The organism is Streptomyces sp. NPDC111628, from assembly GCF_055635195.1.
This window is the reverse complement of sequence record NZ_JBVKBZ010000003.1, coordinates 742833-769633: the sequence shown is the minus strand read 5'-3', so window position 1 is coordinate 769633 and position 26801 is coordinate 742833. Positions and strand designations below refer to the sequence as shown.

Sequence of the window (26801 nt, the reverse complement as noted above, 5' to 3'; positions counted from 1 at the left end):
GGAGACCCCTTGAGCGTCAGCTACCGCCAGCCAGGCGTCGTCCTCACCGACCGCCGTTTCACCGTGCCCCTCGACCACGCCGACCCCACCGGGGAGACGATCGAGCTGTACGCCCGCGAGGCCGTCGCGAGCGACAAGGCCGACAAGGACCTGCCCTGGCTGGTCTACCTCCAGGGCGGACCCGGCTTCGGGGCGAACCGTTTCATCGGCCGTCCCGCCTGGTTCGGCCGCGCCCTGAAGGAGTACCGCGTCCTGCTCCTGGACCAGCGCGGCACCGGCGCCTCCACCCCGGCCAACCGCCAGACGCTCCCGCTGCGCGGCGGCCCCGCCGAGCAGGCCGACTACCTCGCCCACTTCCGCGCCGACGCCATCGTCCGCGACTGCGAGGCCATCCGCCCCCAGGTCACCGGCGGGGCGCCCTGGACCGTCCTCGGCCAGAGCTTCGGCGGCTTCTGCACCGTCGCCTACCTCTCGCTGGCCCCCGAAGGCCTCAGCACCGCCCTGATCACCGGCGGCCTGCCCTCCCTGGACGCCCACGCGGACGACGTCTACCGGGCCGCCTACCCCCGCATCGAGCGCAAGGTCGCCGCGCACTACGCCCGCTACCCGCAGGACGTCGAGCGCGCCCGCCGCATCGCCGACCACCTCCTCACCCACGACGTGGTCCTCCCGGGCGGCTACCGCCTCACCGTGGAGGCCTTCCAGTCGCTCGGCATCATGCTGGGCGGCAGCGAGGGCAGCCACCGGCTGCACTTCCTGCTGGAGGACGCCTTCGTCCGCACCCCGAACGGGCACGAACTCTCCGACGCCTTCCAGGAGCAGGCGCAGGGCCTGCTGTCCTACGCGGCCAACCCGCTGTACGCCCTCATCCACGAGGTCATCTACGGTCAGGACGCCCGGCCCACCGACTGGTCCGCCGAGCGGGTCCGCGCCGAGTTCCCGCGCTTCGACGCCGCGAAGGCCCTCGCGGGCGACGAACCGCTGCTGTTCACCGGCGAGTCGATCCACCCCTGGATGTTCGACAGCGACCCGGCGCTGCGCCCGCTGCGCGAGACGGCCGAACTGCTCGCCGCCCGCACCGACTGGACCCCGCTGTACGACCCCGCCCGCCTCGCCGCCAACGAGGTGCCGGCCGCCGCGGCCGTCTACCACGACGACATGTACGTCGACACCGCCCACGCCCTGACCACCGCCCGCGCGATCCGGGGCCTGCGCACCTGGGTCACCGACGAGTTCGAGCACGACGGCGTGCGGGCCGGCGGCCCCCGCGTCCTGGACCGGCTGCTCGCGCTCGCCCGCGACGAGGCCTGAACGACGCCGGGCGCGACGTCCGGACGGGATGTCCGGGTGGGATGTCCGGGCGGGATCTCCGGGTGCGATGTCGGTGGCGCGGGTTAGTGTGCGGGCATGACGGAGCCGACGATCACGCAACTGGAGCCCATGCCCGGCGACTGGCGCCGCGCCCTCGCCGTCGTGGCCCACCCGGACGACCTGGAGTACGGCTGCTCGGCGGCGATCGCGGCCTGGACCGACGAGGGCCGCGAGGTCGCCTACGTGCTCGCGACCAGGGGCGAGGCGGGCATCGACACGCTGCCGCCCGCCGAGTGCGCCCCGCTGCGTGAGCGGGAGCAGCGGGCGAGCGCCGCCGTCGTCGGGGTGAGCGAGGTGGAGTTCCTCGACCACCGGGACGGTGTCGTCGAGTACGGCACCGCGCTGCGCCGCGACATCGCCGCCGCGATCCGCCGGCACCGGCCCGAGCTGGTCATCACGCTCAACCACCGGGACACCTGGGGCGGCGTCGCCTGGAACACCCCGGACCACGTCGCCGTCGGCCGCGCCACGCTCGACGCGGCGGCCGACGCCGGCAACCGGTGGATCTTCCCGGAGCTGATCGACCAGGGCCTGGAACCCTGGAACGGCGTGCGCTGGGTCGCGGTCGCCGGTTCCTCCTCTCCCACCCACGCCGTGGACGCCACCCCGGGCCTGGAGCGCGCGGTGCGCTCGCTCCTCGAACACCGCACGTACATCGAGGTGCTGACCGAGGAGGACCCGGAGACGTACGTGCGCGGATTCCTCACCGGCTTCGCCGAGGCTGCGGGCGAGCGGTTCGGCGGAAAGCCGGCGGTGACCTTCGAAGTCTTCGCGCGGTAGCGGCATGACGGGGGAGCAGGGCATGCGGGCAACAGGGGACATGGGCGGAGAACGGGACGTGCGGGGACAGCAGCGTCTCGCGGAGCGCTTCGAGGAGCACCGCGGGCAGCTCAGGGCGGTGGCCTACCGCATGCTCGGCTCCCTGGCCGAGGCGGAGGACGCCGTGCAGGAGGCCTGGCTGCGCCTCGACCGCTCCGGCGGGGACGGCATCGACAACCTCGGCGCCTGGCTGACCACCGTGACCGGCAGGATCTGCCTGGATCTGCTGCGCTCCCGCACCGCGCGCCGCGAGGAGCCCATGACCGAGGGCTTCGACTCCTTCGTGCCCGACCCCGTGCTGCGGAGCCTGCCCCAGGCCGACCCGGAGGCGGAGGCGCTGCACACCGACTCGGTGGGCATCGCCCTGCTGGTGGTGCTGGAGAGGCTGGAACCGGCCGAGCGGCTGGCGTTCGTCCTGCACGACATGTTCGCCGTGCCCTTCGACGACATCGCGCAGGTCGTCGAGCGCACCCCGGCCGCCACCAGGCAGCTCGCCAGCCGGGCCCGGCGCCGGGTGCGCGACGCCACCCCCGCCGCCGAACCGGACCTCGGCCGTCAGCGCCGGGTGGTGGAGGCGTTCCTCGCCGCCAGCCGCGCCGGTGACTTCGAGGCACTGGTGTCCGTCCTCCACCCGGACGTGGTGCTGCGGGCCGACGCGGGCGCGCTGGCCCGGGGCATCGCGGCGTCCAAGGTGGCGCGGGGAGCGCGGACGGTCGCCACCGGTGCGTTCCACTTCCGCCACCTCGCCGGACTCGCCCACGTCGTCCTGGTCAACGACGCGGTGGGCACCGTCGCCGTGTCCGAGGGACGGCCGGTGTCGGTCAGCTACGTCACCGTCGCCGACGGCCTCATCACGGGTCTGTACATCCTGTCCGACCCGGAGCGGCTGGCCCGGCTGGACCTGTCCGCGCTGGAGGCCTGACCGGCCCGTATCCTCGACGGCATGCGAGAAAACACGGCGGACCGGACGGATGACCCGGCCCGGGGGGAACTGCGCGGCGACTGCGCGAGCTGCTTCGGCCTGTGCTGCGCGGCCCTGCCGTTCGCCCGCTCCGCGGACTTCGCGATCGACAAGGACGCCGGAACGCCCTGCCCGAACCTCCGCACCGACCACCGCTGCGGCATCCACGCGACGCTGCGGGAGCGCGGCTTCACCGGCTGCACGGTCTACGACTGCTTCGGCGCCGGGCAGCGGGTCTCGCAGCTCACCTTCGGCGGCCGGGACTGGCGCGCGGGCCCGCCGGAGCAGGCCCGCCGCATGTTCGACGTGTTCCCGGTCGTCCGCCAACTGCACGAGCTGCTCTGGTACCTGACCGAGGCGCTGACCCTGCCCGCCGCCCGCCCGGTCCACGCCGACCTGCGCGGTGCCCTCGGCGACACCGAACGCCTCGCCGGGGGGACCCCCGAGGAGCTGGCCGCCCTCGACGTGGCCGCGCACCGGCAGCGGGTCAACGTGCTCCTGCTGCGCACCAGCGAGCTGGTGCGGGCCGGCACCCGCGGCCGGAAGAAGAACCGCCGCAACGCCGACCTGATGGGCGCCCGTCTCAAGGGCGCCGACCTCGCGGGCGCCGATCTGCGCGGGGCCTACCTCATCGCCGCCGACCTCACCGGCGCCGACCTGCGGGGCGCCGACCTGATCGGCGCGGACCTGCGCGACGCGGACCTCACCGGCGCCGACCTGACGGGCGCCTTCTTCCTGACCCAGCCGCAGGTCAACGCGGCCAGGGGCGGCCCCGGCACCAGGCTGCCGGACTCAGTCACCCGCCCGGTGCACTGGACAGCCGGGCGCTGAGACGGCGTCCCCGGCATCCTCGGCCGCCCCTGCTCCGCCCGCGTCGGCCGCGCGGCGACCGGGCACGGGCGCGGCCGCGGCCGCGGCCGCGGCCGCGGTCCGCCGGACCAGGTGCAGGCGCAGCCCCTCCGGCATCAGCGTCAGCCGCTCGGTCACCCGCAGCCGGTAGCCGGGGTCCGGCCGCAGCTCGTAGCGGCGCAGCAGCAGCCCGAGGACCAGCGTGGCCTCGTGCAGCGCGAACTGCCGCCCGATGCACGCCCGCGCCCCCGTGCCGAACGGCTTGAACGTGTGCGGGGCGCGCGACCGTACGGCCTTCGCCTCGAAGCGGTCCGGGTCGAACCGCTCCGCCTCCGCACCCCACACCTCGGGATCGCGGTGCAGCATGCCCGTGAGCACCAGCGCCCAGGCCCCGCGCCGCATCGGGTGCGCGCCGCCGAGCACCGTGTCCTCCCGGGCCTCGCGCGCGAATCCCGGCGCGGTCGGCCACAGCCGCAGCGACTCGTCGAGGACCCGGCGTACATGACGCAGCCTCGCCACCTGCTCGTAGCCCGGTGCCTCGGTGTCGCCCCACACGCGGTCCACCTCGGCGCGGGCCCGGGCCGCGACCTCGGGGTGCTGGGCGAGGTAGTGCAGGGCGAAGGAGAGCGCGCCCGAGGTGGTCTCGTGACCGGCGACCAGGAAGGTGATGACCTGCCGGCGGACGTTCTCGGGCGACAGCCGCTCACCGGTCTCCGGATGGGCCGTCTCCAGCATCCGGTCGAGCAGGTCGCCGCCGCCACCGCCACCGCCACCGCTACCGCCGCCGCCGCTCGCCCGGCGTTCGCGGACGAGCTCGTCGACCGTGCGGTTGAGGTAGGCGATGTCGGCGGCGTTGCGGCGGCTCGCGTCGCGCAGCAGCCAGGGGGCGAGCGGCGCGGGCACCGTGTTGAGGCGCTGCGCGTAGCCGAGCGTGCCCACCATGGCGGTGACGAAGGGATGGAGGCGGGAGCGTTCGAAGGAGCCGAAGTCGTGGCCGAAACCGGTGCGTGCGATGGTCTCCAGCGTCAGCTTGGTCATGTCGCCGGGCACGTCCACCGCCCGGCCCGACGCCTCGGCCAGGTCCCAGTGGCCGGTGAGCCGGGCGGCCACGTCCAGCATCATCACGTGGTACCCGGCCATGGCCTCGCGGCTGAAACCCGGCGCCAGCACGTCGTGCGCGAGCTGCCAGTTGGGCTCGTGGTTGTACGCCGTGAACAGCCCGTCCCCGGCCACCGGGCGAAGGTTGGCCACCCCCAGGCCCACATGCTTGGCGAACCGCGTCTCGTCCGCCAGGTCGGCGGCGAGGGCCCCGCCCCACACGAACACGAACTCCTTGCCGAAGGCCCGCCGCCGGAATATCGGCCCCAGCCGCCGCGCGTACCGCAGCGAGTCCTGCATCGGGGTGCGCCTGCTCGCCCCGACGACGTCACCGAGCAGGGGCAGCCGGTACGGGGGGTGCGGGATGCGGTGCAGTTCGGGCCAGCCCAGCTCGGCGCTGCGGAAGCCCTTCGGCAGTCCGTCCCGGGCCGGTTCCCTCGCTGTCTGGGCCATGACGCGATCTCCCTTGACGCAGCGGCGTGTTGCACGAGCCGAGGCGAGCGTGTTGTACATGGATTCAATAGCGGGCCCCAGTCTCGACCCGTTGTTGAACCCGCGTCAAGTAAGGTGCGGGGCATGGCCGCGAACCAGGGCGAGCGCATCCGCCGCCGGCTCAGCACGGGCGAGCGCCGGGAGCAGTTGCTCTCGGTGGGGGCGCGGCTGTTCTCGGAGAGCCCCTACGACGAGGTCTGGATCGAGCAGGTCGCCGAGATCGCCGGGGTCTCCCGCGGGCTGCTGTACCACTACTTCCCGAACAAGCGGGACTTCTTCGCGGCGGTCGTCGAGCGCGAGAGCGAGCGCATGCTGCGGATGACGGCGGCCGTGCCCGGCGTCCCGGTCCGCGAGCAGCTCACCGCGGGCCTCGACGCGTACCTGGAGTACGTCCGGGCCCACGCGCACGGCTACCGCGCCTTCCATCGCGCCGACGCGGCCGGCGACCAGGCGGTGCGCCGCGTCTACCAGAGGGCGCTCGCCGCGCAGGAGCGGCAGATCCTCGCCGCCCTGGCCGTCGACCCGGAGTTCGGCCCGGCCTTCGAGGGGCGCGGCGACGTACGGCTCGCGGTGCGCGGCTGGCTGGCCTTCACCACCGCGGTGTGCCTGGAGTGGCTGCGGGATCCGGAGCCCGCCCGCGAGCAGGTGCGGGACCTGTGCGCACGGGCGCTGTTGGGGGCCATCGCGCCCTGAGGGTGCCTGTCCGGATGCTGGTTCGAGGAGGTGTCGTGGTTGGCGCACTCTCCGATCTCCGCTAGGTTAGGTGAGCCTTACCTAATGAACTGTGAACGGAGGTTGGGATGGGTGACAGCCACACCTGGACGGCCGCACCCGGCGCGGCGGAACAGGCCCGTTCCGTGCTCGCCGCCGCCTGGTCCTGCGCGGTGACCGCGGAGGGCGGCCGCGAGGAGTTCGTCGGCGCGCACACCGTGGCCGAGGACGGCCGGGTGCTCCTGCACGTGCCCGAGGACAGCGCGCTGCTCGCCGCGGCGGTGTGCGCGCCCCGCGGAGAGCCGTCCGCCGTGCTGGAGTTCGCCGACGTGGCGCCCGTCCCGGTGCGCGGCCGGATCAGGGCCAGGCTCTGGCTCGCCGGCTGGTTCGCCGTGGCGGACGGGCACCTGGCCTTCCGGCCCACCCGGGTGGTGCTGCGGCGGCCGTCCGGCGCCGTGGTGGTCGACGTCGACGAGTTCACCGCCGCGAAGCCCGATCCGCTGGCCCTGGCCGAGGCGCGGCTGCTGACCCATCTCGCCGACTGCCACGACGACGCCGTGCAGCGGCTGACCCGGCTCGTCGACCCGGACAGCCTGCACGGAGCGGTCCGGGTGCGGCCGCTCGCCGTCGACCGGCACGGACTGACCCTGCGCGTCGAACGCGTCCGTGACCACGGCGACGTACGCCTGCCGTTCCACGCGCCCGCCGACGAGATCGCACAGCTCACGGAGCGGGTGCACGTGCTGCTCGCCCAGGCGAGCGCGGCCTCCTGCCCGCGGGCCCTACAGCGGCAGCGCACAGACGGCGACGGGTGAGGCGAACGGCTCGCCCGCGGGGCGCAGTCCGCCGTCGTCCGCGCCGACGCGGAACACGGCGACGGTGCCTGACCGCTGGTTGGCCGCGAACAGCAGTCCGCCGTCCGGGGAGAAGGCCAGGTGCCGGGGAAAGGCGCCGCCCACCGGCACCGTCCCGAGCAGCCGGAGGCGGGCGCCCTCCGCCTCCACCGCGTACCGGGCGAGACTGTCGTGCCCCCGGTTGGCGAGGAAGGCGTACGCGCCGTCGGCCGTGACCAGGAGCTGTGCCGGGTGGTTGGTGCCCGGTCCCGCCCCGGTGGACTGTGCCTCGCCGACGGTCAGGCGCCCCGTCCCCGGGTCGTACGCGCAGACCGCGACCGTGTCGTCGAGCTCGTTGGCGAGATAGGCGTGGCGTCCGCCGGGGTGGAAGGTGAGGTGCCGGGGCCCGGCGCCCGGCCGGGTCCGTGCCCGCGCGACCTCGGTGAGGGTCCCCGCGCCCTCGTCCAGACGGTAGGTGTACACGGTGTCCGTGCCGAGGTCGACGGCGAGGACGTGGCCCCCGTCCGGGGCGGTGACGACCTGGTGGGCGTGCGGGCCTTGCTGTCCCGGGCCCGGCGGGGGAGTGGAGTGCGTGACCAGGTGGGTGCGCTCGCCCAGCGCGCCCGAGGCGTCGATCGGGTGCACGGCGACGCTTCCCGAGCCGTAGTTGGCGCTGAACAGCCAGCGCCCGCCGGGGTGCACCGACAGGTGGCAGGGCGCCGCGCCGCCGGTGCTCCGGCTGCCCAGCACCCGGTGGTCCGAGAGCCGGACGGCGGTCACCGCCCCCTCCTCGCGCTCGCCGACCGCGTACAGGGTCCGGCCGTCGGGATGCACCGCCAGGTACGAGGGGTCGTCGACCTCGGCGAGAAGGCCGTGGCCGGTGATCCGGCCGGTGCCGGGTTCGTAGGCGGCGAGCCCGATGCCCTTGCCGCCGCCCTCGGCGGAGGTGTAGGTCCCCAGGAGCAGCGGGCGCGGGCCCGAGGCCCCCCGCTCCCTGCCGGACGCACCCTCGCTCGCGCGGGGTGCGGTGGGCGTCGCGGTCGGCGTCCGCGTCCGAGCCGGGCCGCCGCACGCCGCCGCGGGCAGTGCCGCCGCCGCGGTGGCGGTCCGGGCCAGGAGCCGGACGAAGCGCCGCCTGCTCCAGCCGCAGCCGTCCATGCCGCCCTCCCGTACCCGTGCCGTTGCGTTCGGTTCCTCGCGTCCTACCAGTCCCCGTCCTGCACCGGCTTGCCCGGCGCGTCCCCCAGCGGGTGGACCTGGTGGGGCGCGGGCGGCTGCCACGGCTCGTGGTCGTCGCCGATCCAGTCCCCGACCGGCTGCACGTCCTGGAGCGGCTCGGTGGGTGCGAGGTCGTGGGCGTCCTGGTCGTAGTAGTCGTACCAGGGCAGGCCGGCCCGGGTGTAGGCGGCCCGGTCCACGGGGGACGGCGGCGGGGCCTCGCCCGTGATGCGGTGCCACTCGGGCGGCGTCACCAGGTGCACGAAGACCCGGCCCGCCGGACGCTCGGCCCAGTCCGCCAGTGGCCGCCCGTCGCGGTACACCTCCTGGCGCATGGAGCCGCCGACGCCGAGTCCCATGGCGGGCGCCGACCGGGCCCGGGGCGCAGCGCCGTAGCCCGGGGCCGCGCCCGGGGCGGCCGGTGCCGACATCGGTGCCGGAGCGCCGAGGGCCCCGCCCGAACGGGCCGCTCTGCGGGCCGTCTCCGTACGGCGCCGCTCCTCCTCGCGCCAGCGCGCCAGCTCCTCGTCGCCCAGGGTGAACGCCTGCAACTGGACGCCGCCCCAGACCTCCTCACCGGTGACCTGGCCCTCGACGGTCGCCCCCATGCCGAGCGGCACCGCCACGAACTGACGGACCGTGCCGGTCCCGGAGTTGATGCCGTCCAGCCAGGGCTGGCGGGGAAGGACCACGTAGTTCTGCGGATCCCGGGACAGCCGGTCGCTCCAGGGCCTGCCCGAGACCGCGCACACCTTGCCCACCCCCACCTGGAGCGCGGCGGGCTCCCGCGTGCCCGCGAAACTCAGCCACATGGCCTCCCGCAGGTACACCGGCAGCATCACGCCGCCCCGCGCCCGCCACGCCTCGGGCACGGTGTCGGCGTAGTCGGCGACCCGGCGGACCGGGAACTCGCCGAGCCCGGGCGGCAGCGGGTGCGTGCCCGTCTCGGGCAGCCGCAGGGTGCGTATGAAGCGGACCGTCGCGCCACCGGGCAGTGTCAGCCGGTTGCCGTCGATCCGCACACTGGTGTCGGTCATCCGAACGCCCCCTCGTTTCGCCGTTCACGCGTCGTCGTCGGCCGCGCGTTGTTCGTCGTTCCTCAAGGGGAACGCCGGGCGGCGGTGCCGCGGTTCCGCCTGCGCAGCGCTGCCCGGACCCGGTCCCGCAGCCGGGTCAGCCGCGGCATCCGCTCACGCTGCTCGCGCGTGTGGCGGTCCAGCTCCTCCAGGAGCCGGCGGGAGCGGTGCTCGGTGTCCATCTCGTCGATGATCCGGTTCACCTCGGCCAGCACCGCGCCCCGCAGCTGCCACTGAGTCGCGTCGCGCCGGACCTCCTCCAGCAGCAGGTCGGCCAGCCTGTCCCGGGTGGCCGCGGCCTGCCGCAGCTCGGCGGTCAGACGCTCCTCCGCGGACTCGGCGTTCTCACTGGCGTTGCTGGTGACCAGCACCGAGAAGCTCACCACTGCGTCGGCGATCTCGGACAGCAGCTGCTGGATGGCGACTCCCGTCTCCGGCGCGAACAGGGGCTCCGGCTCCCGCTCCTTGGCCAGGTCGGTGAAGCTGCGCGCGAGGACCCGCATGACCACCGTGCAGATCTCCAGGGTGTCCAGGCCGGTGCGCAGCACGACCCGGTGCAGCAGCCCCTCGCGCACCCGGGGGTTGAACCGCAGACTGTCCTCGGCCTGGCGCAGGTCCTCGTCCACCTCGCCGATGTCGTGGTCGAGCCGGCGCGCCTCGTGCAGCCGGGCCGCCGCCTCGTGGAACGGCGTGCTGCCGGCGGCCTCCTCGCCCATGCGCAGCAGCAGTTGCCGCACCTGCCGGGCCAGCCCCACGACGGACTCGCCGGCCTGCTCCACCCACACCGGGGGCGCGAGGATCAAATTGAAGACGAGGCCGACGATCGCCCCGATCAGCGTCTCCACCACCCGGGCCCAGGCCAGGCTCCCGTGCGAGGTCACGCCGAGCACCAGCATCGCGCTGATCGCCACCTCGGCGGTGAACTCCTCGGCGCGCACCAGGTGCCCGACACCCAGCGCCGCCACGATGATCAGGGCCAGGCTCCACCAGCTGAGCCCGACCAGCTGACTGAAGGCGATGGCGACCAGGACACCCGCGACCACGGCGTTCACCCGGCGGAAGCTCATCTTCAGCGTGGCGTACAGGGTGACCTGGACGACCAGCAGCGCGGTCAGGGGCGCGGTGAGCGGCGCCGCCGACTTGTCGGGGCTCAGCCGCACCGCGATGACATAGGCGATCGAAGCCGCGGCGGCGGAGCGCAGGGCCTGCACGACCATGGGGTCCCGCAGCCACTTCACCCGCCGCAGAGCCGTCCTCGCGGCCTCAAGCACATCCCGCATCCTCGGGCTGTTCCCTTCCGCAGGCGCCTCGAACGTGTCCGATCAGGACGGTAGCCGGACGCGGGCGGCCGGGCCCCTCTCACGCGCCGGGCGCCGCCGGACGGGTCAGCCGGTCACCTTGGCGACGAACGCGGACAGATTGCCCAGCGTCCGGGCGACCTGTTCCTCCAGGGTGAGGCTCTCCTCGAAGCGGGCGCCGCTCTGCGACACCTTCTTGCCCCGCAGATACAGGGAACAGGCGAGATCGGTGCACATGTACAGGCCGACCGAGTTGCCCTCACGGCCGGCCGCTCCGGCCTTGCGCGCCGTCATCAGGGCCACGCCGCCCCGGGGGTGGGTGGTCAGGCACAGCGCGCACATGCTGCGCTGGAAGTAGCCGCTCCGGGCCGGCTGGAAGCGCAGCGCCACACCGGTGGGGCGCCCGTCGAGGTCGGCGACCAGGTAGCTGCGGTCGGGCGCCCCGGGGTCCCGCCAGCCGAGGAAGTCGAGATCGTCCCAGGGGCGCTCGTCCAGGTCGCGGGGGACGGCCAGGCGCTTGGCCTCGCCCTTCGAGCAGTTGATGAAGGAGGTGCGGACGTCCTGCTCGTCGAGTGCTCTCATGGGAGCCTCCCCTTGGTCATAGGAACCTAGGATCTCTAGGTTTCCGCCTAGCGTAGATAGCCTACGAGCGGAGTCGCCACCGGATTTCGGGAAGGCGAGTTCATAGCATGAATTAAGCACAAAGGGAAGTCGCGTGCGGCCCTCCGACGGAGGTATCTTGCAGACCGGGCACGGTACGGGAGGAGCCACATGGCGGGGCGGAACGGGCGCACGGTGCGCGACCTCAGGAGGGCCAACCGTACGGCCGTGCTGCAACGGCTCTACTTCGACGGACCGCTCAGCCGCTTCGAGCTCGGTCCGGCGACCGGCCTCAGTTCGGGTTCCGTCAGCAACGTGGTCGCCGACCTGGTCGCCGACGGACTGGTGGAGGAGGCCGGCAGCGTCGACTCCGACGGCGGCAGGCCCCGCACCCTGCTGCGTGTGGCCCCCGCCAGCGGGCACATGATCGGCGTGGACGTCGGCGAGACCCGGGTGCGGGTCGAACTGTTCGACCTCACGCTCACCGAACTCGCCCGCGCCGAACGCCCGCTGGCCCCGCAGCGGCACGACGTCGACGTCATCGTCGGACACGTCCGCGACGGCATCGCCGAGGTGCTGGCCAGGGCCGGACTCCCGCCCGAGCGGCTGCTCGGCGCCGGGATCGGCGTCCCCGGCATCGTCGAGCACACCGCCGACCGCGGTGCCGTGGTGCACGGCCAGACCATCGGCTGGGACGCGGTCCCGCTGGAGGCCCTGCTCCGCGCCGGCTCACCCCTGCCCGACACCGTCCCCTGCCTCATCGACAACGGCGCCAAGACCCTCGGCCAGGCCGAGATGTGGTTCGGCGCGGGGCGCGGTGCCCGCAACGCGGTCGTGGTCCTCTTCGGCTCCGGTGTCGGCGCCAGCCTCGTCACCCCCGAGGCCGAGCAGGGCCGGGCGGTCGAGTGGGGCCACCTGACGGTCCGGGTCAGGGGCCGCCGCTGCCGCTGCGGAGCCCTCGGCTGCCTGGAGGCGTACGCCGGTGCGGAGTCGCTGCTGGCCCGCTGGCGGGAGGAGGGCGGCCGGGTGCCCGAGGGCACCGACGAGGAGACCGCCCTCACCGCGATGCTCGCCGCCGCCTACCCGGCCGACGGCGCGGCGGCCGACCCGGTCGCGCTCGCCGTCCTGGAGGAGACCGCCGAGTACCTGGGCGCGGGCCTGTCCGACCTGATCAACCTCTTCCAGCCGGAGCGCATCCTGATCGGCGGCTGGGCCGGCCTCCAGCTCGGCGCCCGTTTCCTGCCCGCCGTACGGCGCCACGCCGTGTCGTACGCGCTGCGCCACCCCGCCCGGAAGGTGACGGTCGACCTGGGGCGGCTCGGCCCGGACGCCGTCACCGTCGGCGCCGCGATCCTGCCCCTGGCCGACTTCTTCGCGCGGGGCGGCAGGCGCCCCGAACCGGCCCCCGAGTATCCGGTCCCGGCCTGGCGCACGGCGCTCGAGGAGCGGGCACCGCACTGAGGTTTCGCCGGTCGCCGAGGAGGTACCCGACGTCGCTCCAAGACCCACGGGAAGGAGCGCGCCGTGTCCGACCACCGCCACGAAGGACCGGGTGAGAACGGTGCCCCCGTCCCGCGCGACATGCCCGACCAGCAGGCCGGCGACCACGACGACCCGTGGGAGGCCGCCTCGCCCACCCGCGAGCAGAGCGAGCACCGGCAGGGCCCGGACGGCGAACGGCCCGAGGACGACGCGGAGAGCGCCGGGGACGCGGAGACGGGGCCGGTGCCCGACGTACCCGACACCGACGAGGCGGGCACGGGCCGGCAGGGTGCACCGCACTCGGCTGCCGTACACCCCGAGCACCCGGTGCCCGACGAGTCCTCCGGTTGAGGCCCCGCCCGCGCGGCTCAGCCCACCTTGCGTCCGCGCATCGGCTCCGTGTCCGCCCCCGCGCCCTGTCGCAGCCCCCGCAGGAACTCCTCCAGCACCTCCGTGGCGGTGCGCGTCGCGCGCCAGCCCAGCTCCACCCGCGCCCGTGTGCAGTCCATGACCGGCAGCCGCAGCACCGCGTCGAACAGGTGCGGTGAGGCGGGCAGCAGCCGCATCCCCCAGGCGGCCGCGATCGCCGAGCGGGCCGCGGTGCGCGGCAGACGCACCGGGCGCACCCCGAGCAGCTCGCCCAGCAACTCGGCGTCCACCGGCGGCTCGGCCGCGAGGTTGAACGCGCCCCGGGCGTTGGCGGACCGCACCGCCAGCCGGTAGGCCCGGGCCGCGTCGTCCGTGTGCAGGGCCTGCACCCGCAGACCGGGGACGTCCGGCAGGAACGGGAGCAGTTCCGGACGCGCCGCCGGACCCGGCAGGAACCGGCCGCCGAAGATCCGGCGCTGCTCGCTGGCCGACTCCCGCTTGAAGAGGAAGGCCGGCCGCATCCGCACCACCCGGATCCCCGGGTGATCGCGTTCGAAGGTGTCCAGGGCCCGTTCCAGATAGGCCTTCTCCCGGCAGTACGCGGCGTCCGGCCAGCCGTGCGTCGGCCAGGACTCGTCCACCGCGTGGTTCTTCGGCCCCGGCGAGTACGCGCCGACCGACGAGGCGTGCACCAGCGCCGGCACCCCGGCCGCGGCCACCGCCTCGAACACCCGGATGGAACCGAGCACGTTCGTGCGCCAGGTCGTCGCCGGGTCGTGCGTCGGCTGGAACGCCCAGGCCAGATGGACCACGGCGTCGGCGCCCGCGAAGTGGCCCGTCAGGTCGCTCTGCTCCGAGGCCAGGTCGACCGCGGCCCACTCCGTCTTCGCCGGCGACCAGTCGGGGATCCGCCGGGCCAGCCCCAGCACGGACCCCACCTCCGGATCCTCGGAGAGAAGCCGCACCACGCTGGTGCCCACGTTGCCCGTGGCACCCGTGACCACGATCCTGCTGCCCGTTGCGCTGCTCACCCTGTGCTCCTCTCGGCCGCTCGCCCGTGCGGAGAGCACCGGGTACCCGCCGTCCGGGAAGGGCACGCAAGGAGAAGCCCCGACCGCGACGGGGGAATCACGATCGGGGCGGTACGAGGTGGATACGGACGGCGGTCGCCTCTCGGCGGAGGGCTCCACAGGGCTTCAGCCGAACGATCTTCCCTGTGGGCAATAGGTGAGGCCCGGGGACACTGTTCCGTCCGTACCCACGGTCTGTTCAACGGAGAACGACCGGCCGGTGTTCCACCGTCTGTCGTGGTTTGGGGTGATGTGCGTCACTGCTCGGTGGACTCGCGGGGCTCGGGCACGATCTCGGCCCACAGGTTCTCCGCCTGCAGCAGCAGCGTGCCGAGCACCGCGGTCCGGGCCGCGCCCTGCCCGGCCTGCTCCCGCAGCCCCTCCTGCAGCCGCAGGTGCAGCTCCTCCATCGTCTCCTCGGTGGCCGCCGCCGGATCGGCCTCGGGCCGCTCGCCCACCCACCGGCCCGCCTCGGCGTGACAGGCGTCGCCGATCAGCCGCAGCAGGCGCGCGTACAGGTCGAGGACCGGACCCTCGGGCGGTGCCGGCGTCCGCTGCTCGTCGGCTGCCACCGCCAGGGTCCGGGTCAGCGCGCCGAGGTTCCCGGTGACCCGGCTCCACCGCCGGTCCTCGTCCTCCGGCGGCACGACGGTGGGCCCGCGGTGCAGCCGCCGCAGTGGCCCCGAGGTCAGCCGCAGGCTCTCCCGGCTCCACGACCGGGCGGAGTCCAGCGCCTCCAGCCGCCGCTCGAGCCGAGCCGCGTCACTGGTCCAGCCGGCCGCGCTCTGCGCGTCCCACTGGGTCTCCCGCAGGTCGGCGGCGACGGAGTGCAGGAGGTCGCCCGCCTCCCGGGCCAGCGCCGCGAGGTTCTCCCGCACGTCCCGCAGGTGGATCGGCGGCAGCACCAGGGCGTTGACCGCCACGCCGATGACCGCCCCGAGTGCCGCCTGCCCCACCCGGTGACCGACCGCGGCGGCCGAGACGGTGGTGCCGGAGGCCAGGACGAACACCGCCGTGGTGGCCGCGTAGATGCCCTGCCCGCCGAACCGCGACCAGTTCGCCACCAGCATCAGCACCGGCAGCGACAGCACCAGCGCCCCCGTGTTGTCGTCCGTGATCGCCTGCGCCGCCGACGCCAGCAGCGCGCCGGCGCAGATCGCCGCGAACTGCTGCCCGGCCTGCCGTACCGAGCTGTAGACGGTGGCCTGCACCAGGACCAGCGCCACCCAGGGCGCCATCAACGCCATCGGATCGCCCAGCCACACGCCCGCCACGGTCCAGGCGATCAGCGCCGCGCCCGCGGCCTTCAGCGACTGCACGACCAGGTCGCGTTCCCGCCCCGGCCCGCGCCAGGCGGCGCGGACGGCCCGTCCGACGGCACACGCCTCCCACCACACCGCGGCCGCGGGCCGCCGCCCCCGGAGTGCCTCCCGGAGGGTGTGCGTCACAGCGCTCATGCGGTGCCGGGCGTCCGCGTGGCCGGCGGGCCCGTCCCGATGCGCGGCGGGCGGGGCAGCTGGGACGGGCGAGGCGACCGGGGCGTGCGGGGCAGGGACCGGCGCCTCATGCCAGCGGGCTCCCGCGCAGCGAGGCCAGCAGGTCGGCCGGGTCGGCGTAGACCGCCTCCGCTCCCGCCTCCTCCAGGTCGGCGCGGGGGAGACCGCCGCAGAGCACGCCCACGCACCGCACCCGGGCGCGGCTGCCCGCACGCATGTCCCAGACGGTGTCGCCGACGAAGACGGCCCGCTCGGCCGGTACCCCGGCCAGCTCCAGGGCGTGCTCGACCGGCTCCGGGGCGGGCTTGCCCGCGTCCACGTCGTCGGCGCTCGCGGTGGCGTCGATCGCGTCGTCCGCGTCGATCGCCCGGCGCAGGGCGCCCAGCTCCGGCCCGCCCGCAGAGGTGGCGAGCACCACCTTCCAGCCGTCGGAGGCCAGGCGGCGCAGCAGGTCCCCGGCGCCCGGCAGCGCGGGCAGCCGGTCGAAGTACTGCCCGTACAGCGCCTTGTGCGCGGCGCTCAGCTCCGCGTCCTGCTCCTTGTCCCGGTCCTCGCCGAGCAACTGTGCGACGAGGTCGCCCGAGGCCAGGCCCACGGCCCGGTGGACGGCGTGCATCGGCACCCGGTGTCCCGCCTGCCGGAACGCCTCCCACCAGGTGGTCACGTGCAGGTGATTGGTGTCGACGAGGGTCCCGTCGACGTCGAACACGGCCGCCCGTTCCATGCGCTGATCCTTCCTGGTCCCTTCCCGGCCCGTTGATCGGCGGGCGAGTACCACGTCAGCGGCTCGCCACTCCGGCCGGCGTACGGCCCTCACGGGTCCAGGCCAGCAGCTCGTCCAGGGACCAGGTCGTGACCACGCGCTCCGGGGGCACCCCGCACTCCTCGGCCCGGGCGCACCCGTGGATCTGCCAGTCCAGCTGACCGGGCGCGTGCGCGTCCGTGTCGATCGAGAACAGCACGCCGGCCGCCACCGCACGGCGCAGCAGCCGGCGCGGCGGGTCGAGCCGCTCCGGGCGGCTGTTGATCTCCACGGCCGTGCCGGACTCGGCGCAGGCGGCGAAGACCTCGTCCGCGTCGAAATCCGACTCCGGCCGCCCCCGCCCGGTCAGCAGCCGCCCGGTGCAGTGACCGAGCACGTCCGCGTGCGGATCTCGGACGGCGGCCACCATCCGACGGGTCATCGAGCGGGCGTCCATCCGCAGCTTGGAGTGCACGGAGACGACGACCACGTCGAGCCGCTCCAGCAGCTCCGGCTCCTGGTCGAGCGAGCCGTCGTCGAGGATGTCGCACTCGATGCCGGTCAGCAGCCGGAACGGCGCCCAGGTGGCGTTCAGCTCCGCCACCACGTCCAGTTGCTCGCGCAGCCGCGCGGGGGAGAGCCCGCGGGCCACCGTCAGCCGCGGCGAGTGGTCGGTCAGGGCCGCCCACTCGTGCCCGAGCGCCGCCGCGGTCCGGCCCATCTCCTCGATCGGGCTGCCGCCGTCCGACCAGTCAGAGTGCAGATGGCAGTCGCCGCGCAGCCGCTCCCGCAGCCGTTCACCGCCCCGGGTGAGCGGGGAGTCCGCCTCGTCCTCCAGCTTCGCGAGATAGCCGGGCACCCGGCCGTCCAGCGCCTCGCGCGCCACCTGCGCCGTCTTGGGCCCGACCCCCTTCAGGGACTCCAGTGAACCCGCCCGCTCGCGCAGCTCGGCGGACGGCAGCCCACCGAGCACTCCCGCGGCGGTACGGAAGGCCCGGACACGGTATGTGGGGGCCTGGGCCCGCTCCAGGAGGAACGCGATCCGCTCCAGTGCCTCGACGGGGTCCATGGCCACCTCCTCGTGCGCCCGTGCCCGCACGTCCAGGGTTCCCCAGAGCGCCTGGGCCCGCACCACGAGCGGGGCGGCTCCGTGCGCAGCGAAGACCCGGCCGGGTCCTCGCTCGCGCGGGTTGCGGCCTACCCTCTAGGCATGACCGAGATCGACAGCCCGCACATCGGCAGTCCGCGGATCCTCGTGTTCGGGGTGCACGCGGGCCCGCCCCCGTTCCGGATCGTGGAGATCGACGGCCAGGTGGTCGGTGAGGCCAAGGCCGTCACCGACGTCCTGGAGGCCGCCGCCGCGTTCGGCATCACGGTCCACGACCTGGACGACCCGGACGTGGTCCGCTGGGTGGGCGGGGACAAGTTCACCTGGACGCCGCGCTAGGCGGAGCCCCGCCCCGCCCCCGTCCCGTGCCTCAGCCGACCGTCCACTTCTGGTTGGCGCCGCCCGTGCAGGTCCAGATCTGCAGCCGGGTGCCGTTGGCCGAGTTGTTGCCGGTGACGTCGAGGCACTTGTCGGCCTGCGGATTGACGATGTCGCGCGCGGCCGTGACGACCCATCGCTGGGCGGCGCTGCCGTTGCAGTCCCACAGCTGGACGACCGTGCCGTCCGCCGTGCCGCCCGCGTTGACGTCCAGGCACTTGCCCAGCGCCCGGACCGTGCCGTCGGAGCCCACCGACCACTGCTGCGCCGCCGTGCCGTTGCAGTCGTAGAGCTGTACGGGCGTGCCGTTGGCGGTGTTCGCGGCGGCGACGTCCACGCACTTGCCGGCCAGGCCCCGGATCGCGCCGCCGGCGGGGGAGTCGCCCGTCGTCACCGACACGTGGTCGACGACGAGGGTCTGCGGGAAGACCGTGGAGCCGTCCGGGTCGCCGGGCCAGTAGCCGCCGACCGCCAGGTTGAGGATCAGGAAGTACGGCCTGTTGAACACCCACTGCTTCCCGCCCAGGTCGGCCGGGGTGCGCCGCTGGTAGACGGTGCCGTCCACCGACCAGGTGATGGAGTCGGGCGCCCAGTCGACGGCGAAGGTGTGGAAGGCGTCCGCGAAGGCCTGGCCGCCCGGCAGGGTGTATCCGGCGCCGATGCCGCCCGAGCCGGAGTAGCCGGGGCCGTGGATCGTGCCGTGCACGGTGGAGGGCTCGAAGCCGACGTTCTCCATGATGTCGATCTCGCCGGAGTCCGGCCAGTTCACCGGGGTGCCCAGCATCCAGAACGCGGGCCACATGCCCTGGCCGCGCGGCACCTTCATCCGTGCTTCGACGTGGCCGTACTGCGCCGTGAACTTCCCCGAGGTGTTGAGCCGGGCGGAGGTGTACTGGCAGGTGCCGTACCAGCACTGGTAGTTGGCCGGGTTCTCCTTGCGGGCGGTGACGACCAGGTGGCCCTGGCCGTCCAGGGCCGCGTTCCGGGTGCCGGAGGTGTAGTACTGGCGCTCGTGGTTGTTGACGTTGTCGCCGGTCTCGATCTGCCACTTCGAGGAGTCGACGGCCGCGCCGGCCGGGCCGTCGAAGGTGTCGGAGAAGACCACGGCGGCGGCCGCGGAGGACGAGGCGCCGACGGATCCGGCGGACCCGCCGGCCCGGGAGGCCCGGGAGTTTTCCGGGTCCGCCTGGGCGGGGCCGGTCACGAGGGACGCGGCCAGCCCGGCGGACAGGGCGGCGGCGAGGAGGCATCTGCGGAGCAGGCGTGGGCGGGCCACGGCTCTCCCTTCCGTACGGCGCCTCGCGCGAAGGCGCCGACCGATGTGGGGGGTTGGGGATGACGCCTCTTTATTCAAGTAGTGAGATAAGGGTCGGTCAATACCTTGGTACGGACCAGATGGTCCGGTCTCAGGTGCATCCCCCGCGCGCGTGCACCGTGCGGCTCATGCGCCGACCGAGGACCAGGTAACCGATCAGCGCCCCAGTGGTGTTGAGGATGACGTCGTCGACATCGAAGGCCCGCCCGGTGACCAGGACGCCCTGCGCGGACTCCACCAGCAGCATCACGACGGCCGTCAGCAGCAGCACCCGCAGCACCCCGCGCGTACGCGGGGCGACGACCGGGACCAGGACGCCGAACGGCACGCCGAGCAGGATGTTCCCGCCGATCTGTTTGACCGCGTCGCGCAGGGCGGGCTGGTCCAGATAGGCCTTCAGCGACCGTCCGGGGTGCAGGTTGGTGTGCGTCAGGGCCTCCGACGCGGGGGAAGGGTGCAGGGTCAGCCGCGCCAGCACCACCGCGAACGCCACCATGAAGACGAACGCGCACGCCGTCGCCAGCAGCCGCAACGGCAGGGCGAGCGTGTGCCGTTCGGGACGGTCGCCGCCGCGCGGCTTGCCGGCGCGGGGGTGCGGCCGCGAACGTGGTCGTGAGACGGCACGAGCCATGTCGGTCCTCCAGTCGTCAACTTCCCCGCGTGGTAGCGCGGTTACCCGCCGAACCGCCGAGGATGCCCGGCGAACCGCGCGCCCCCGCGCACAGCTGTCCGGTTTTCCCTCCCCGGGACGGGGCACTCCGGCCGGGGGAGCCGCCGCGCGCCGCCGTCGGCCGCCCCTCGCACGGTGCTTGGATGACGGCGAAGCCGGAACAACAGCGACAAAAGGGTGGCGTGTGAAGAGCCGTAGGACACTCCTCGCCGCGGCCGAGGTGGCCGCCTGGTGGGCCCCGCTCGCCGCGCTCTGGCTGGTCCTCGTCAGCACCGTCGACCCCCTGGAACTGGCCGTGGGGGCCGGTGCCTCGGCCGTGACGGCGCTCGTCGCACGGGCCGCGCGGCGGGCGGTGACCGGCCCGTGAACGGCTGGATCCTCGCCGCGGCCGTGGTGCTCGCCGCGGGTGTCGGAGCCACCCTGTGGGGCGTGGTGACCGGCCCCCTGCGCCGCCGAGCCGCCGCTCAGAACCTGTCCACCGCGCTGGCCTGCCCCGCCTTCCTGCTGCTGGCCCAGGGCTACGGACGGCCCGCCTACGTCGACCTCGCCCTCGTGCTCGCCGTCCTCGGGCCGGTGGGCACGCTGGTCTTCGCCCGGCTGCTCGCCGACGAACTGGCCGACGACCCGCCGCACGCCCGGGGACCGACCCTCACGGCGGCGGCCCTCGGCGCCGCGGTCGTGGTGGCGGTGGGCGTGGCCACCGGCCCGGGCCGGACCCTGGTCAAGCTGCTGGTCGTCGGGGCGCTGCTGGTCGGCGGCAATCTGGTCGCCTCCCGGGCGCTCGCGGGCGGGATGCAGGAGGGCCGCCGTGACTGAGGCCGTGATCGTGATCGCGCTGCTGCTGGTCGCCGTGTCCGCCACGGCGGCGGTGGCGGTCCGCGACCCGGTGCGCCAGTCGCTGGTCCTGGCCGTCCTCGGCGTCGTCCTCGCCGTGCTGTTCACCGTGCTCCAGGCACCCGACGTCGCCCTGTCGCAGCTGGCGGTCGGCTCCGCCCTCACTCCCCTCCTGCTGATGCTGACGGTCCGCAAGGTGCGCCGGCGCGGGCAGCGCGGCGACGGCGCGCCCGGCGGCCACGGCGGCCACGGCGGCCACGCCGGGAGCGCCGAGCGGCGCGGAAGGGAGAGCGGCCGGTGAGCCCCCGGACCCGGCTGTGGCTGGTGGCCGTGGGTGGCGCCGGTCTCGCCGCGCTCCTCGTGGCCGCCTGCCTGGACCTGCCCCGCTTCGGCGGCGGCCGGCACCCCTACGGCGACCGGGCCGTCGAGGCGTCCCTGAGCCGGCACACCGCCAACACCGTCTCCTCCGTCACCTTCGACCAGCGGGCCTTCGACACGCTCGGCGAGATGAGCATCCTGTTCGCGGCGGTCCTCGGCTGCGTGGTCCTGCTGCGCCAGACCCGCGACGAGCACCGGGCCCGCCCCGAACCGGCCGCCGTCTCCCGGCCCGTGCGCCGCTACGCCCTGCTCGTGCTGCCGGTAGCCCTGCTGACCGGCCTCTACGTCGTCGCCCACGGTCAGGTCAGCCCCGGGGGCGGCTTCCAGGGCGGCGTCGTCGCCGCCACCGCCCTGCACCTGCTCTACCTGGGCGCCGACTACCGCGCCCTCGAACGCGTACGGCCCCTCGTCCCGTACGAGACGGGGGACGCGCTCGCCGCCTCCGCCTACCTCGTCACCGGCCTGGCCGCCCTGCTCGGCGGCTCCTCCTACCTCGCCAACACGCTGCTCCCGTACGGCACGTTCAACACGCTCGCCTCCGCCGGCACCGTCCCGCTGCTGAACGCCGCGATCGGCATGGAGGTCGCCTGCGCGGTCGTCGTCCTGCTCGCCGGGTTCCTGGACCAGGCCGTGGAGATCGCGGACGAGGGCGAGAACGCCCAGGGACACGACGACGCCGACCGGCGCGGGAAGTGAGAGCCCCATGTCCGAGCCGGCGCACGTGCTTCCCTACCTAGTGGCCGCCTGGGTCTTCCTGGCCGGCTGCTACGGCCTGGCCACCAGCCGCGACCTGGTCCACGCCGTGGGCTGCCTGTCCGTCTGCCAGGCCGCCACCTACGTCCTGCTGCTGGCCGTCGGCTACCGCGACGGCGCCACCGCACCGGTCTTCTCCGACCTCGCGCCCGGCTCCCGGCCGGTGGTCGACCCCGTGGTCCAGGCCCTCGCCCTCACCGACGTCGTCGTCGGCGCCACCGTCACCGCCCTCCTGCTGGCCCTGGTCGTCCAGGTCGCCAAGCGGCACGGCACGGTCGACCCCGACGAACTGAGCGAGCTGCGCGGCTGATGCACCACCTGCTGCCCCTCCTCGTCGCCCTCCCGCTGCTCGGCGCCGCCCTGCTCGCCGCCTGCGGCCGGCTGGTACCCCGCCCCGTCGCGGAAGGCGTGGCCTGCGCCGTCGCGGCCGGTACCGCGGCGCTCGCGGTCCTCCTGCTGACGCAGTCCTCGCCGCCGCTGACCGAGTGGGTGGGCGGCTGGGAACCCGTGGCGGGCCACAGCGTCGGCATCGTCTTGACGGGTGACGGCCCCGGACTCGGCACGGCGGCGCTGGTGTCCGTGCTGACCCTCGCCGCCCTCGCCTACTCCTGGCGCTCCTTCGACGAGCCGCCGCACGGCCACGCCGGGGCGTTTCCGGCCCTCGTGCTGGTCTTCCAGGCCGGCATGTGCGGCTTCGTGATCGCGGGCGACCTGTTCAACGCGTTCGTCTGGTTCGAGCTGATGAGTGTCGTCGCCTACGCCCTGACCGGCCACCGGGTCGAGGAGGCCAGGGCCGTGCAGGGCGCGCTGACCTTCGCCGTGGTCAACTCCCTGGGCGCCTACGCCCTGCTCATGGGCATCGCGCTGCTCTACGCCCGGACCGGCGAACTCGCCCTGGCCCGGATCGGCGACGCGCTGGACGCCCACGGCCCGCCCGACGCACTGGTGCTGACCGGCTTCGTCCTCGTCCTGACCGGCCTGCTGGTCAAGGCGGCGGCCGTCCCCTTCCACTTCTGGCTGCCGGACGCGCACGCGGTCGCGCCCACCCCGGTGTGCATGCTGCTGTCCGGCGTCATGGTCGAGCTGGGCGTCTTCGGCGTCTGGCGGGTCTACGACACCGTGTTCTCGGGCCCCGGCGGACTGCCCGCCGCCGATGCGGAGCGGGTGCTGACGGTGCTGGGCGCGCTGACGGCGGCGCTCGGTGCGGTGATGTGCTGGCACCAGCGCCACATCAAACGGCTCCTCGCGTACTCGACGATCGCGCACACCGGCCTGTTCCTGCTGGGGGTCGGCACCCTCACGCCCGAGGGCGACGACGGGGTCGCGCTGTACGTCGTCGGGCACGCCGGGGTGAAGGCCGCGCTGTTCGCCTGCGCGGGGATCCTCCTCGACCGGTACGGCAGCGTCGACGAACACGTCCTGCACGGCCGCGCCCGTCCGCTGCGCGGCGTCGGCGCGATGGTCGTCGTCGGCGCGCTGGGCCTCGCCGGACTGCCGCCGTTCGGCACGGCGCTCGGCAAGTCCGTCACCGAGGAGGCGGTGGGCGGCCCGCTCACCGTGCTCTACGTCCTGGCGAGCGCGGTCACCGCGGCCGCCGTACTGCGGGTCGCGGCCCGGGTGTTCTGGGGCCTGGGCCGCGCCCCCGAGGACGCCGACGGAGGGGGCGGTGCCGACGCGTACGAGACGACCGGTGCGGGGGAGGAGCCGGAGACCCGGCAGCAGCTCGGCCGGGTGCCCGACACCATGACGGCCGTTCCCGCCCTCCTGCTCGCCGGGGCCCTCGCGGCCGGTGCGGTGCCGGGCTTCGGCGACGCGGTGGCCCACGCCATGGGCGAGGCCACCTCGGCCGGTCTGGTCCACACCTCCGTGCACTGGACGCCCCTGGGCGTCGGCCTGGGACTCCTGTCGACCGTCCTGGCCGTGGCGCTGGCCGCCGTCGCCGTCGGCCGGCCCGGGCTGCTCGCCGCCCCCGACTGGGCGCTGCCCCTGCGGCGGCTTCAGTCCGGGCACGTCGGCGACTACGTGGCCTGGCTGCTGGTCGGCACCGCCCTGCTGGGGGCGCTGGCCCTCCCCGGCGTGCTGTCCGGGTGAGCGAAGCGGCACCCACGGCCGACTCTGCCTAGGCCCCGTACGTCACCCGTACCTCCTCGAAGCCGAGGGAGGTCAGCAGCCCCCGGAGCATGGCGGTGGTGTTGCTCTCGGCCCGCGCCTTCAGCTCGCTGTCCTTCGCCGCGTCGCCGATGTGCCGGGCGGCGAGCTTCTGGACGGCCTGCTCGCCGTTCGGGTTGTCCGAGAACAGGTCGCCGAGCCGGTCGAGCAGCCCCCGCTGCTTGGAGACCGCGTAGGAACGGTCGGGGTCGAGTGCCGGTTCGCCCAGCGCGGCGTGCGGCAGCCGGAGCGTGGCCGAGGTCCGCGCGTCGTCGACCCTCACGTCCTCCTCGTCCACCTTCCCGAGGTCGACGAAGGCGTCGACGGTGCCGGCCCCGACGTACAGGGTGCGGGTGCCGCGGATCGCGTCGGGCAGGAACTTGGCGTCCTTCTCCAGGTCCACGACGACCTGGAAGTTGCCGGATGCGGCGTCGTAACGGCTGACGTCCTGGACCGACTTCAGCAGCGCGGGACCCGAACGGTCCTGGGTCTCGGAGCCGAACAGGTCCTTCAGCCCCGGTACGACACTCAGGCGCAGCCCCGCGAACAGCACGACGAGCACCAGCACCAGCGCGGTCAGCGCCTTCGCCCAGCCGGGTATGCGCCGCGCGGGCGTCTCGGCGGGGCTCGTGGGCTTCCTGACGGGAGTCGTCATGGCGACGGCCCTCCTTCCTACTCACCCGGATGCCCCCCAACTCCCCTGCCAGGCCCGGAGTTTCCGGGATTCAGCGGGCGGTCCGCGCAGGGGCGCGAGGACCAGACGGCCTCCCCGCGCGTCAGTCCCGGCAGCCGCAGCTCGGCCTCCCGCACCCGCCGGGACGGCAGCTCGCCGGTGACGATCCAGGCCGGGTCGCCCCCCGTCGTTTGGGTGAAGTCCGCGCCCAGCGAGGCCAGCAGGGCCGTCACGGCGGCCAGCGTGTCCGCCGGGACCTCCGCCTCGAAGGCCTGGTACGGCTCGTGGAGCACGGTTCCCGCCCGGGCGAGGGCACGGCGCAGCACGAGCGGTGTCAGCCCGCGGAAGTCGGCGGCCGTGCTGAACACCGAGTTGAAGCCGGAGCGGACCAGCGTGACCCGGTAGTCGGTGACCGCGGCACCGGTCAGCCCGGTCCGCAGCGTGGCGTGGACGGTCTCCTCGACGGCCTGGTGGAAGGCCCGGGGGAGCGCGCCGAGTTCCGTCTCGTACCCGAAGACCCCGCCGGAGCCGCGCGGACCCGGTTCGACGCGCAGCCCGATCGTCGCGAAGTACCGGGTGCGATCGAGCCACGGCATCTCCTCCGCGGCCTCACCGGTGCCCGCCGGACGCTCCAGGAACCGGACGCGGCCCGGCGTGAACTCCGCCTCGATGCCGAAGTCCTCGGCCAGGGTCGCCGCGAGCACCTCCATCTGGACCTCGCCGTACAGGAGCAGGGTGGTGGCGCCGGACGCGGCCGGGCGGGCGTGCAGCAGCGGGTCCTGGTCGGCCAGCGCCAGCAGGGCGGAGCGCAGCGCCGCCGCCTGCTCCGGGTGCCGGGCCCGGACCAGCGTCTGCAGGGTCGGTGGCGCGAACTGCGGTGCGCGGTCGGTCAGTCCGCCGAGCCGGTCGCCGACGCGCAGGCCCCCGGGGACGGTGAGCGCGGCGATGTTCCCGGCGGTGAGCGTGGCGTCGCCGCCGACGACGTCGAGGCGGGTCACCCGGCCGGAGACCTCGGTGGTCCGCCCGTCGGACTCGCGCCGCAGGAAGGTGAGCCGCCGGCGCGGGTGCACCTCGCCGTCGTACAGCCTGAGGTACGCGGTGCGCTCGCCGGCGGGTCCGGGGCGCACGGCGAAGACCGTGCCGCGCGGTTCCGTGCCGCCGGGCACGGCGGCCGGGACCAGGCCGACCAGTCCCTCGACCAGCTCCGCGACGCCCTGGCCGCCGAGCGCGGAGCCGTGGTACAGCGGGTGGAACGAGCCGTCGGCGGTACGGGCGGCGAGGGCGGCGGCGAGGCCCGCCTCCGTCGGCTCGGGGCCGTCGACCAGCGCGGCCAGGATTTCCGGGTCGACCTCGGCCAGCGCCTCCGCGGTCCGCCCGTCGGGCGGGCGGCGGGTGACCCGGGCGCGTGGGGTACCGGCGTCCGTCACCGCGGTCAACGGCGCGACGTGCGGCGTCAGCAGGCGCCGGACGTCGCCGAGCAGGCCGTCGGTGCGCGCGCCGGCCCGGTCGATCTTGTTGACGAACACGAGCGTGGGCAGCCGCAGCCGCCGCAGGGTGCGCATCAGGACGCGGGTCCGCGCCTGGACGCCCTCGACGGCGGACAGCAGCAGCACCGCCCCGTCGAGCACCTCCAGGGCCCGCTCGACCTCCGCGACGAAGTCGGAGTGTCCCGGGGTGTCGATCAGGTTGACGCGGGTGTCGCCGACGGTGAAGGCGGCGACGGCCGAGCGGATGGTGATGCCGCGGCGGCGCTCGATGCCGCCGTCGTCGGTGACGGTGTCGCCGGTGTCGACGCTGCCGAGCCGGTCGACGGCGCCGTGGTCGAACAGGAGCCGTTCGGTGAGGCTGGTCTTACCTGCGTCGACGTGGGCCAGGATGCCGATGTTCAGGGTGCGCATGCGTGGAGGAGTCCTCGGGAGCCGTGAGCCGGAAGGGGCGCTGGGGGAATCCGAGGAGTCGGCGCATGCGAGGGATCCTGACGTGAGGAGGCTTGACGGGCCCGTGTGCGGACGGACGGCGCCATCATGGCGCGGGGCCCCGGGCGCGGCGCAACAGGATT

At 74.6% G+C, this 26801-nt stretch carries 28 protein-coding genes; 15 read left to right on the top strand and 13 right to left on the bottom strand.

Features of this window, described 5'->3' with window-relative positions:
• Positions 1-9 precede the first annotated feature (9 nt).
• The 4 genes from ACZ7MF_RS18460 (at position 10) to ACZ7MF_RS18445 (ending at position 3982) form a co-directional block, all read left to right on the top strand.
• Complete coding sequence (locus ACZ7MF_RS18460) at positions 10-1311, top strand: alpha/beta fold hydrolase (RefSeq protein ID WP_471477833.1); 1302 nt, start codon at positions 10-12, stop codon at positions 1309-1311.
• A 96-nt stretch (positions 1312-1407) separates the two neighbouring features.
• Positions 1408-2151, top strand: coding sequence for a PIG-L deacetylase family protein (locus ACZ7MF_RS18455; protein WP_471477832.1), 744 nt, complete (start codon positions 1408-1410; stop codon positions 2149-2151).
• 22 nt (positions 2152-2173) lie between these two features.
• Positions 2174-3112, top strand: coding sequence for a sigma-70 family RNA polymerase sigma factor (locus tag ACZ7MF_RS18450; protein ID WP_471477831.1), 939 nt, complete (start codon positions 2174-2176; stop codon positions 3110-3112).
• Positions 3113-3133: 21 nt separating this feature from the next.
• A complete protein-coding gene (locus tag ACZ7MF_RS18445; RefSeq protein ID WP_471477830.1) occupies positions 3134-3982 on the top strand; it encodes a pentapeptide repeat-containing protein in 849 nt (282 codons plus the stop codon).
• Here the strand turns inward: ACZ7MF_RS18445 and ACZ7MF_RS18440 are convergent.
• Entirely contained in the window at positions 3944-5551 is a 1608-nt protein-coding gene (locus tag ACZ7MF_RS18440) for a cytochrome P450 (RefSeq protein WP_471477829.1), read from the bottom strand. The genes ACZ7MF_RS18445 and ACZ7MF_RS18440 overlap by 39 nt on opposite strands.
• A 123-nt stretch (positions 5552-5674) precedes the next feature.
• Here ACZ7MF_RS18440 and ACZ7MF_RS18435 point away from each other — a divergent pair, with 123 nt between their 5' ends.
• Together ACZ7MF_RS18435 and ACZ7MF_RS18430 are read left to right on the top strand one after the other, a co-directional pair.
• Entirely contained in the window at positions 5675-6283 is a 609-nt protein-coding gene (locus ACZ7MF_RS18435; protein WP_471477828.1) for a TetR/AcrR family transcriptional regulator, read from the top strand.
• A gap of 107 nt (positions 6284-6390) precedes the next feature.
• Positions 6391-7116 carry a DUF2470 domain-containing protein gene (locus ACZ7MF_RS18430; RefSeq protein WP_471477827.1) on the top strand — a complete coding sequence of 242 codons (726 nt, stop codon included), beginning with the start codon at positions 6391-6393 and terminating at the stop codon, positions 7114-7116.
• On the opposite strand, the gene ACZ7MF_RS18425 is transcribed toward ACZ7MF_RS18430, so the two are convergent.
• The 4 genes from ACZ7MF_RS18425 to ACZ7MF_RS18410 form a co-directional block, all read right to left on the bottom strand.
• A complete protein-coding gene (locus ACZ7MF_RS18425; RefSeq protein WP_471477826.1) occupies positions 7084-8292 on the bottom strand; it encodes a lactonase family protein in 1209 nt (402 codons plus the stop codon). The two genes, ACZ7MF_RS18430 and ACZ7MF_RS18425, sit on opposite strands and share 33 nt — an antisense overlap.
• Before the next feature lie 44 nt (positions 8293-8336).
• Entirely contained in the window at positions 8337-9389 is a 1053-nt protein-coding gene (locus ACZ7MF_RS18420; RefSeq protein ID WP_471477825.1) for a hypothetical protein, read from the bottom strand.
• A 62-nt stretch (positions 9390-9451) separates the two neighbouring features.
• Positions 9452-10708, bottom strand: coding sequence for an FUSC family protein (locus ACZ7MF_RS18415; RefSeq protein ID WP_471477824.1), 1257 nt, complete (start codon positions 10706-10708; stop codon positions 9452-9454).
• Positions 10709-10813: 105 nt separating this feature from the next.
• The gene (locus tag ACZ7MF_RS18410; RefSeq protein ID WP_356856196.1) at positions 10814-11308 is read right to left on the bottom strand and encodes an FBP domain-containing protein; all 495 of its coding nucleotides are present in this window, start codon (positions 11306-11308) and stop codon (positions 10814-10816) included.
• Positions 11309-11497: 189 nt separating this feature from the next.
• On the opposite strand from ACZ7MF_RS18410, the gene ACZ7MF_RS18405 reads away from it, so the two are divergent.
• Positions 11498-12787: an ROK family transcriptional regulator gene (locus tag ACZ7MF_RS18405; protein WP_471477823.1), complete on the top strand. Its 1290-nt coding sequence runs from the start codon at positions 11498-11500 to the stop codon at positions 12785-12787.
• A 63-nt stretch (positions 12788-12850) separates the two neighbouring features.
• A complete protein-coding gene (locus tag ACZ7MF_RS18400; RefSeq protein ID WP_003978067.1) occupies positions 12851-13159 on the top strand; it encodes a hypothetical protein in 309 nt (102 codons plus the stop codon).
• A 17-nt stretch (positions 13160-13176) separates the two neighbouring features.
• Here the strand turns inward: ACZ7MF_RS18400 and ACZ7MF_RS18395 are convergent, their stop codons facing one another.
• From ACZ7MF_RS18395 to ACZ7MF_RS18380, 4 genes are all read right to left on the bottom strand, one after another.
• Entirely contained in the window at positions 13177-14208 is a 1032-nt protein-coding gene (locus ACZ7MF_RS18395; RefSeq protein WP_471477822.1) for an SDR family oxidoreductase, read from the bottom strand.
• A gap of 296 nt (positions 14209-14504) precedes the next feature.
• Entirely contained in the window at positions 14505-15704 is a 1200-nt protein-coding gene (locus ACZ7MF_RS18390; RefSeq protein ID WP_471477821.1) for an FUSC family protein, read from the bottom strand.
• Between the two features lie 106 nt (positions 15705-15810).
• Positions 15811-16467 carry an HAD family hydrolase gene (locus ACZ7MF_RS18385; protein ID WP_471477820.1) on the bottom strand — a complete coding sequence of 219 codons (657 nt, stop codon included), beginning with the start codon at positions 16465-16467 and terminating at the stop codon, positions 15811-15813.
• 55 nt (positions 16468-16522) lie between these two features.
• The gene (locus tag ACZ7MF_RS18380) at positions 16523-17554 is read right to left on the bottom strand and encodes a PHP domain-containing protein (protein WP_471478876.1); all 1032 of its coding nucleotides are present in this window, start codon (positions 17552-17554) and stop codon (positions 16523-16525) included.
• Between the two features lie 141 nt (positions 17555-17695).
• Between ACZ7MF_RS18380 and ACZ7MF_RS18375 the strand changes: the two genes are divergently transcribed.
• Positions 17696-17932 carry a hypothetical protein gene (locus tag ACZ7MF_RS18375; protein WP_356856187.1) on the top strand — a complete coding sequence of 79 codons (237 nt, stop codon included), beginning with the start codon at positions 17696-17698 and terminating at the stop codon, positions 17930-17932.
• A 31-nt stretch (positions 17933-17963) separates the two neighbouring features.
• On the opposite strand, the gene ACZ7MF_RS18370 is transcribed toward ACZ7MF_RS18375, so the two are convergent.
• Positions 17964-19247 (bottom strand): ricin-type beta-trefoil lectin domain protein, encoded by a 1284-nt coding sequence (locus ACZ7MF_RS18370; RefSeq protein ID WP_471477819.1) that lies wholly within the window; start codon positions 19245-19247, stop codon positions 17964-17966.
• A 130-nt stretch (positions 19248-19377) separates the two neighbouring features.
• Positions 19378-19917: a VanZ family protein gene (locus ACZ7MF_RS18365; protein WP_471477818.1), complete on the bottom strand. Its 540-nt coding sequence runs from the start codon at positions 19915-19917 to the stop codon at positions 19378-19380.
• Between the two features lie 223 nt (positions 19918-20140).
• Here ACZ7MF_RS18365 and ACZ7MF_RS18360 point away from each other — a divergent pair, with 223 nt between their 5' ends.
• Genes ACZ7MF_RS18360 through ACZ7MF_RS18335 form a run of 6 tightly spaced genes read left to right on the top strand, consistent with a single transcriptional unit; the run spans position 20141 to position 24012 of the window.
• Positions 20141-20323, top strand: coding sequence for a hypothetical protein (locus ACZ7MF_RS18360; RefSeq protein WP_471477817.1), 183 nt, complete (start codon positions 20141-20143; stop codon positions 20321-20323).
• Positions 20320-20772 carry an MrpF/PhaF family protein gene (locus ACZ7MF_RS18355; protein ID WP_471477816.1) on the top strand — a complete coding sequence of 151 codons (453 nt, stop codon included), beginning with the start codon at positions 20320-20322 and terminating at the stop codon, positions 20770-20772. The genes ACZ7MF_RS18360 and ACZ7MF_RS18355 overlap by 4 nt, the downstream gene beginning before the upstream one ends.
• Positions 20765-21091: a Na(+)/H(+) antiporter subunit B gene (locus ACZ7MF_RS18350; RefSeq protein ID WP_471477815.1), complete on the top strand. Its 327-nt coding sequence runs from the start codon at positions 20765-20767 to the stop codon at positions 21089-21091. Before ACZ7MF_RS18355 ends, ACZ7MF_RS18350 begins: the two co-directional genes overlap by 8 nt.
• On the top strand, positions 21088-21864 hold the full coding sequence (locus ACZ7MF_RS18345) for an MnhB domain-containing protein (protein ID WP_471477814.1): 777 nt from the start codon (positions 21088-21090) through the stop codon (positions 21862-21864). Before ACZ7MF_RS18350 ends, ACZ7MF_RS18345 begins: the two co-directional genes overlap by 4 nt.
• A gap of 7 nt (positions 21865-21871) precedes the next feature.
• Positions 21872-22231, top strand: a complete 360-nt coding sequence (locus ACZ7MF_RS18340; protein WP_471477813.1) for a sodium:proton antiporter — start codon at positions 21872-21874, stop codon at positions 22229-22231.
• On the top strand, positions 22231-24012 hold the full coding sequence (locus ACZ7MF_RS18335; protein WP_471477812.1) for a complex I subunit 5 family protein: 1782 nt from the start codon (positions 22231-22233) through the stop codon (positions 24010-24012). The genes ACZ7MF_RS18340 and ACZ7MF_RS18335 overlap by 1 nt, the downstream gene beginning before the upstream one ends.
• A 28-nt stretch (positions 24013-24040) precedes the next feature.
• Here the strand turns inward: ACZ7MF_RS18335 and ACZ7MF_RS18330 are convergent, their stop codons facing one another.
• Both ACZ7MF_RS18330 and otr(A) read right to left on the bottom strand, forming a co-directional pair.
• On the bottom strand, positions 24041-24724 hold the full coding sequence (locus ACZ7MF_RS18330; protein WP_471477811.1) for a DUF4230 domain-containing protein: 684 nt from the start codon (positions 24722-24724) through the stop codon (positions 24041-24043).
• A gap of 17 nt (positions 24725-24741) precedes the next feature.
• A complete protein-coding gene (gene otr(A), locus ACZ7MF_RS18325) occupies positions 24742-26640 on the bottom strand; it encodes a tetracycline resistance ribosomal protection protein Otr(A) (RefSeq protein ID WP_471477810.1) in 1899 nt (632 codons plus the stop codon).
• Between the last annotated feature and the right edge of the window lie 161 nt (positions 26641-26801).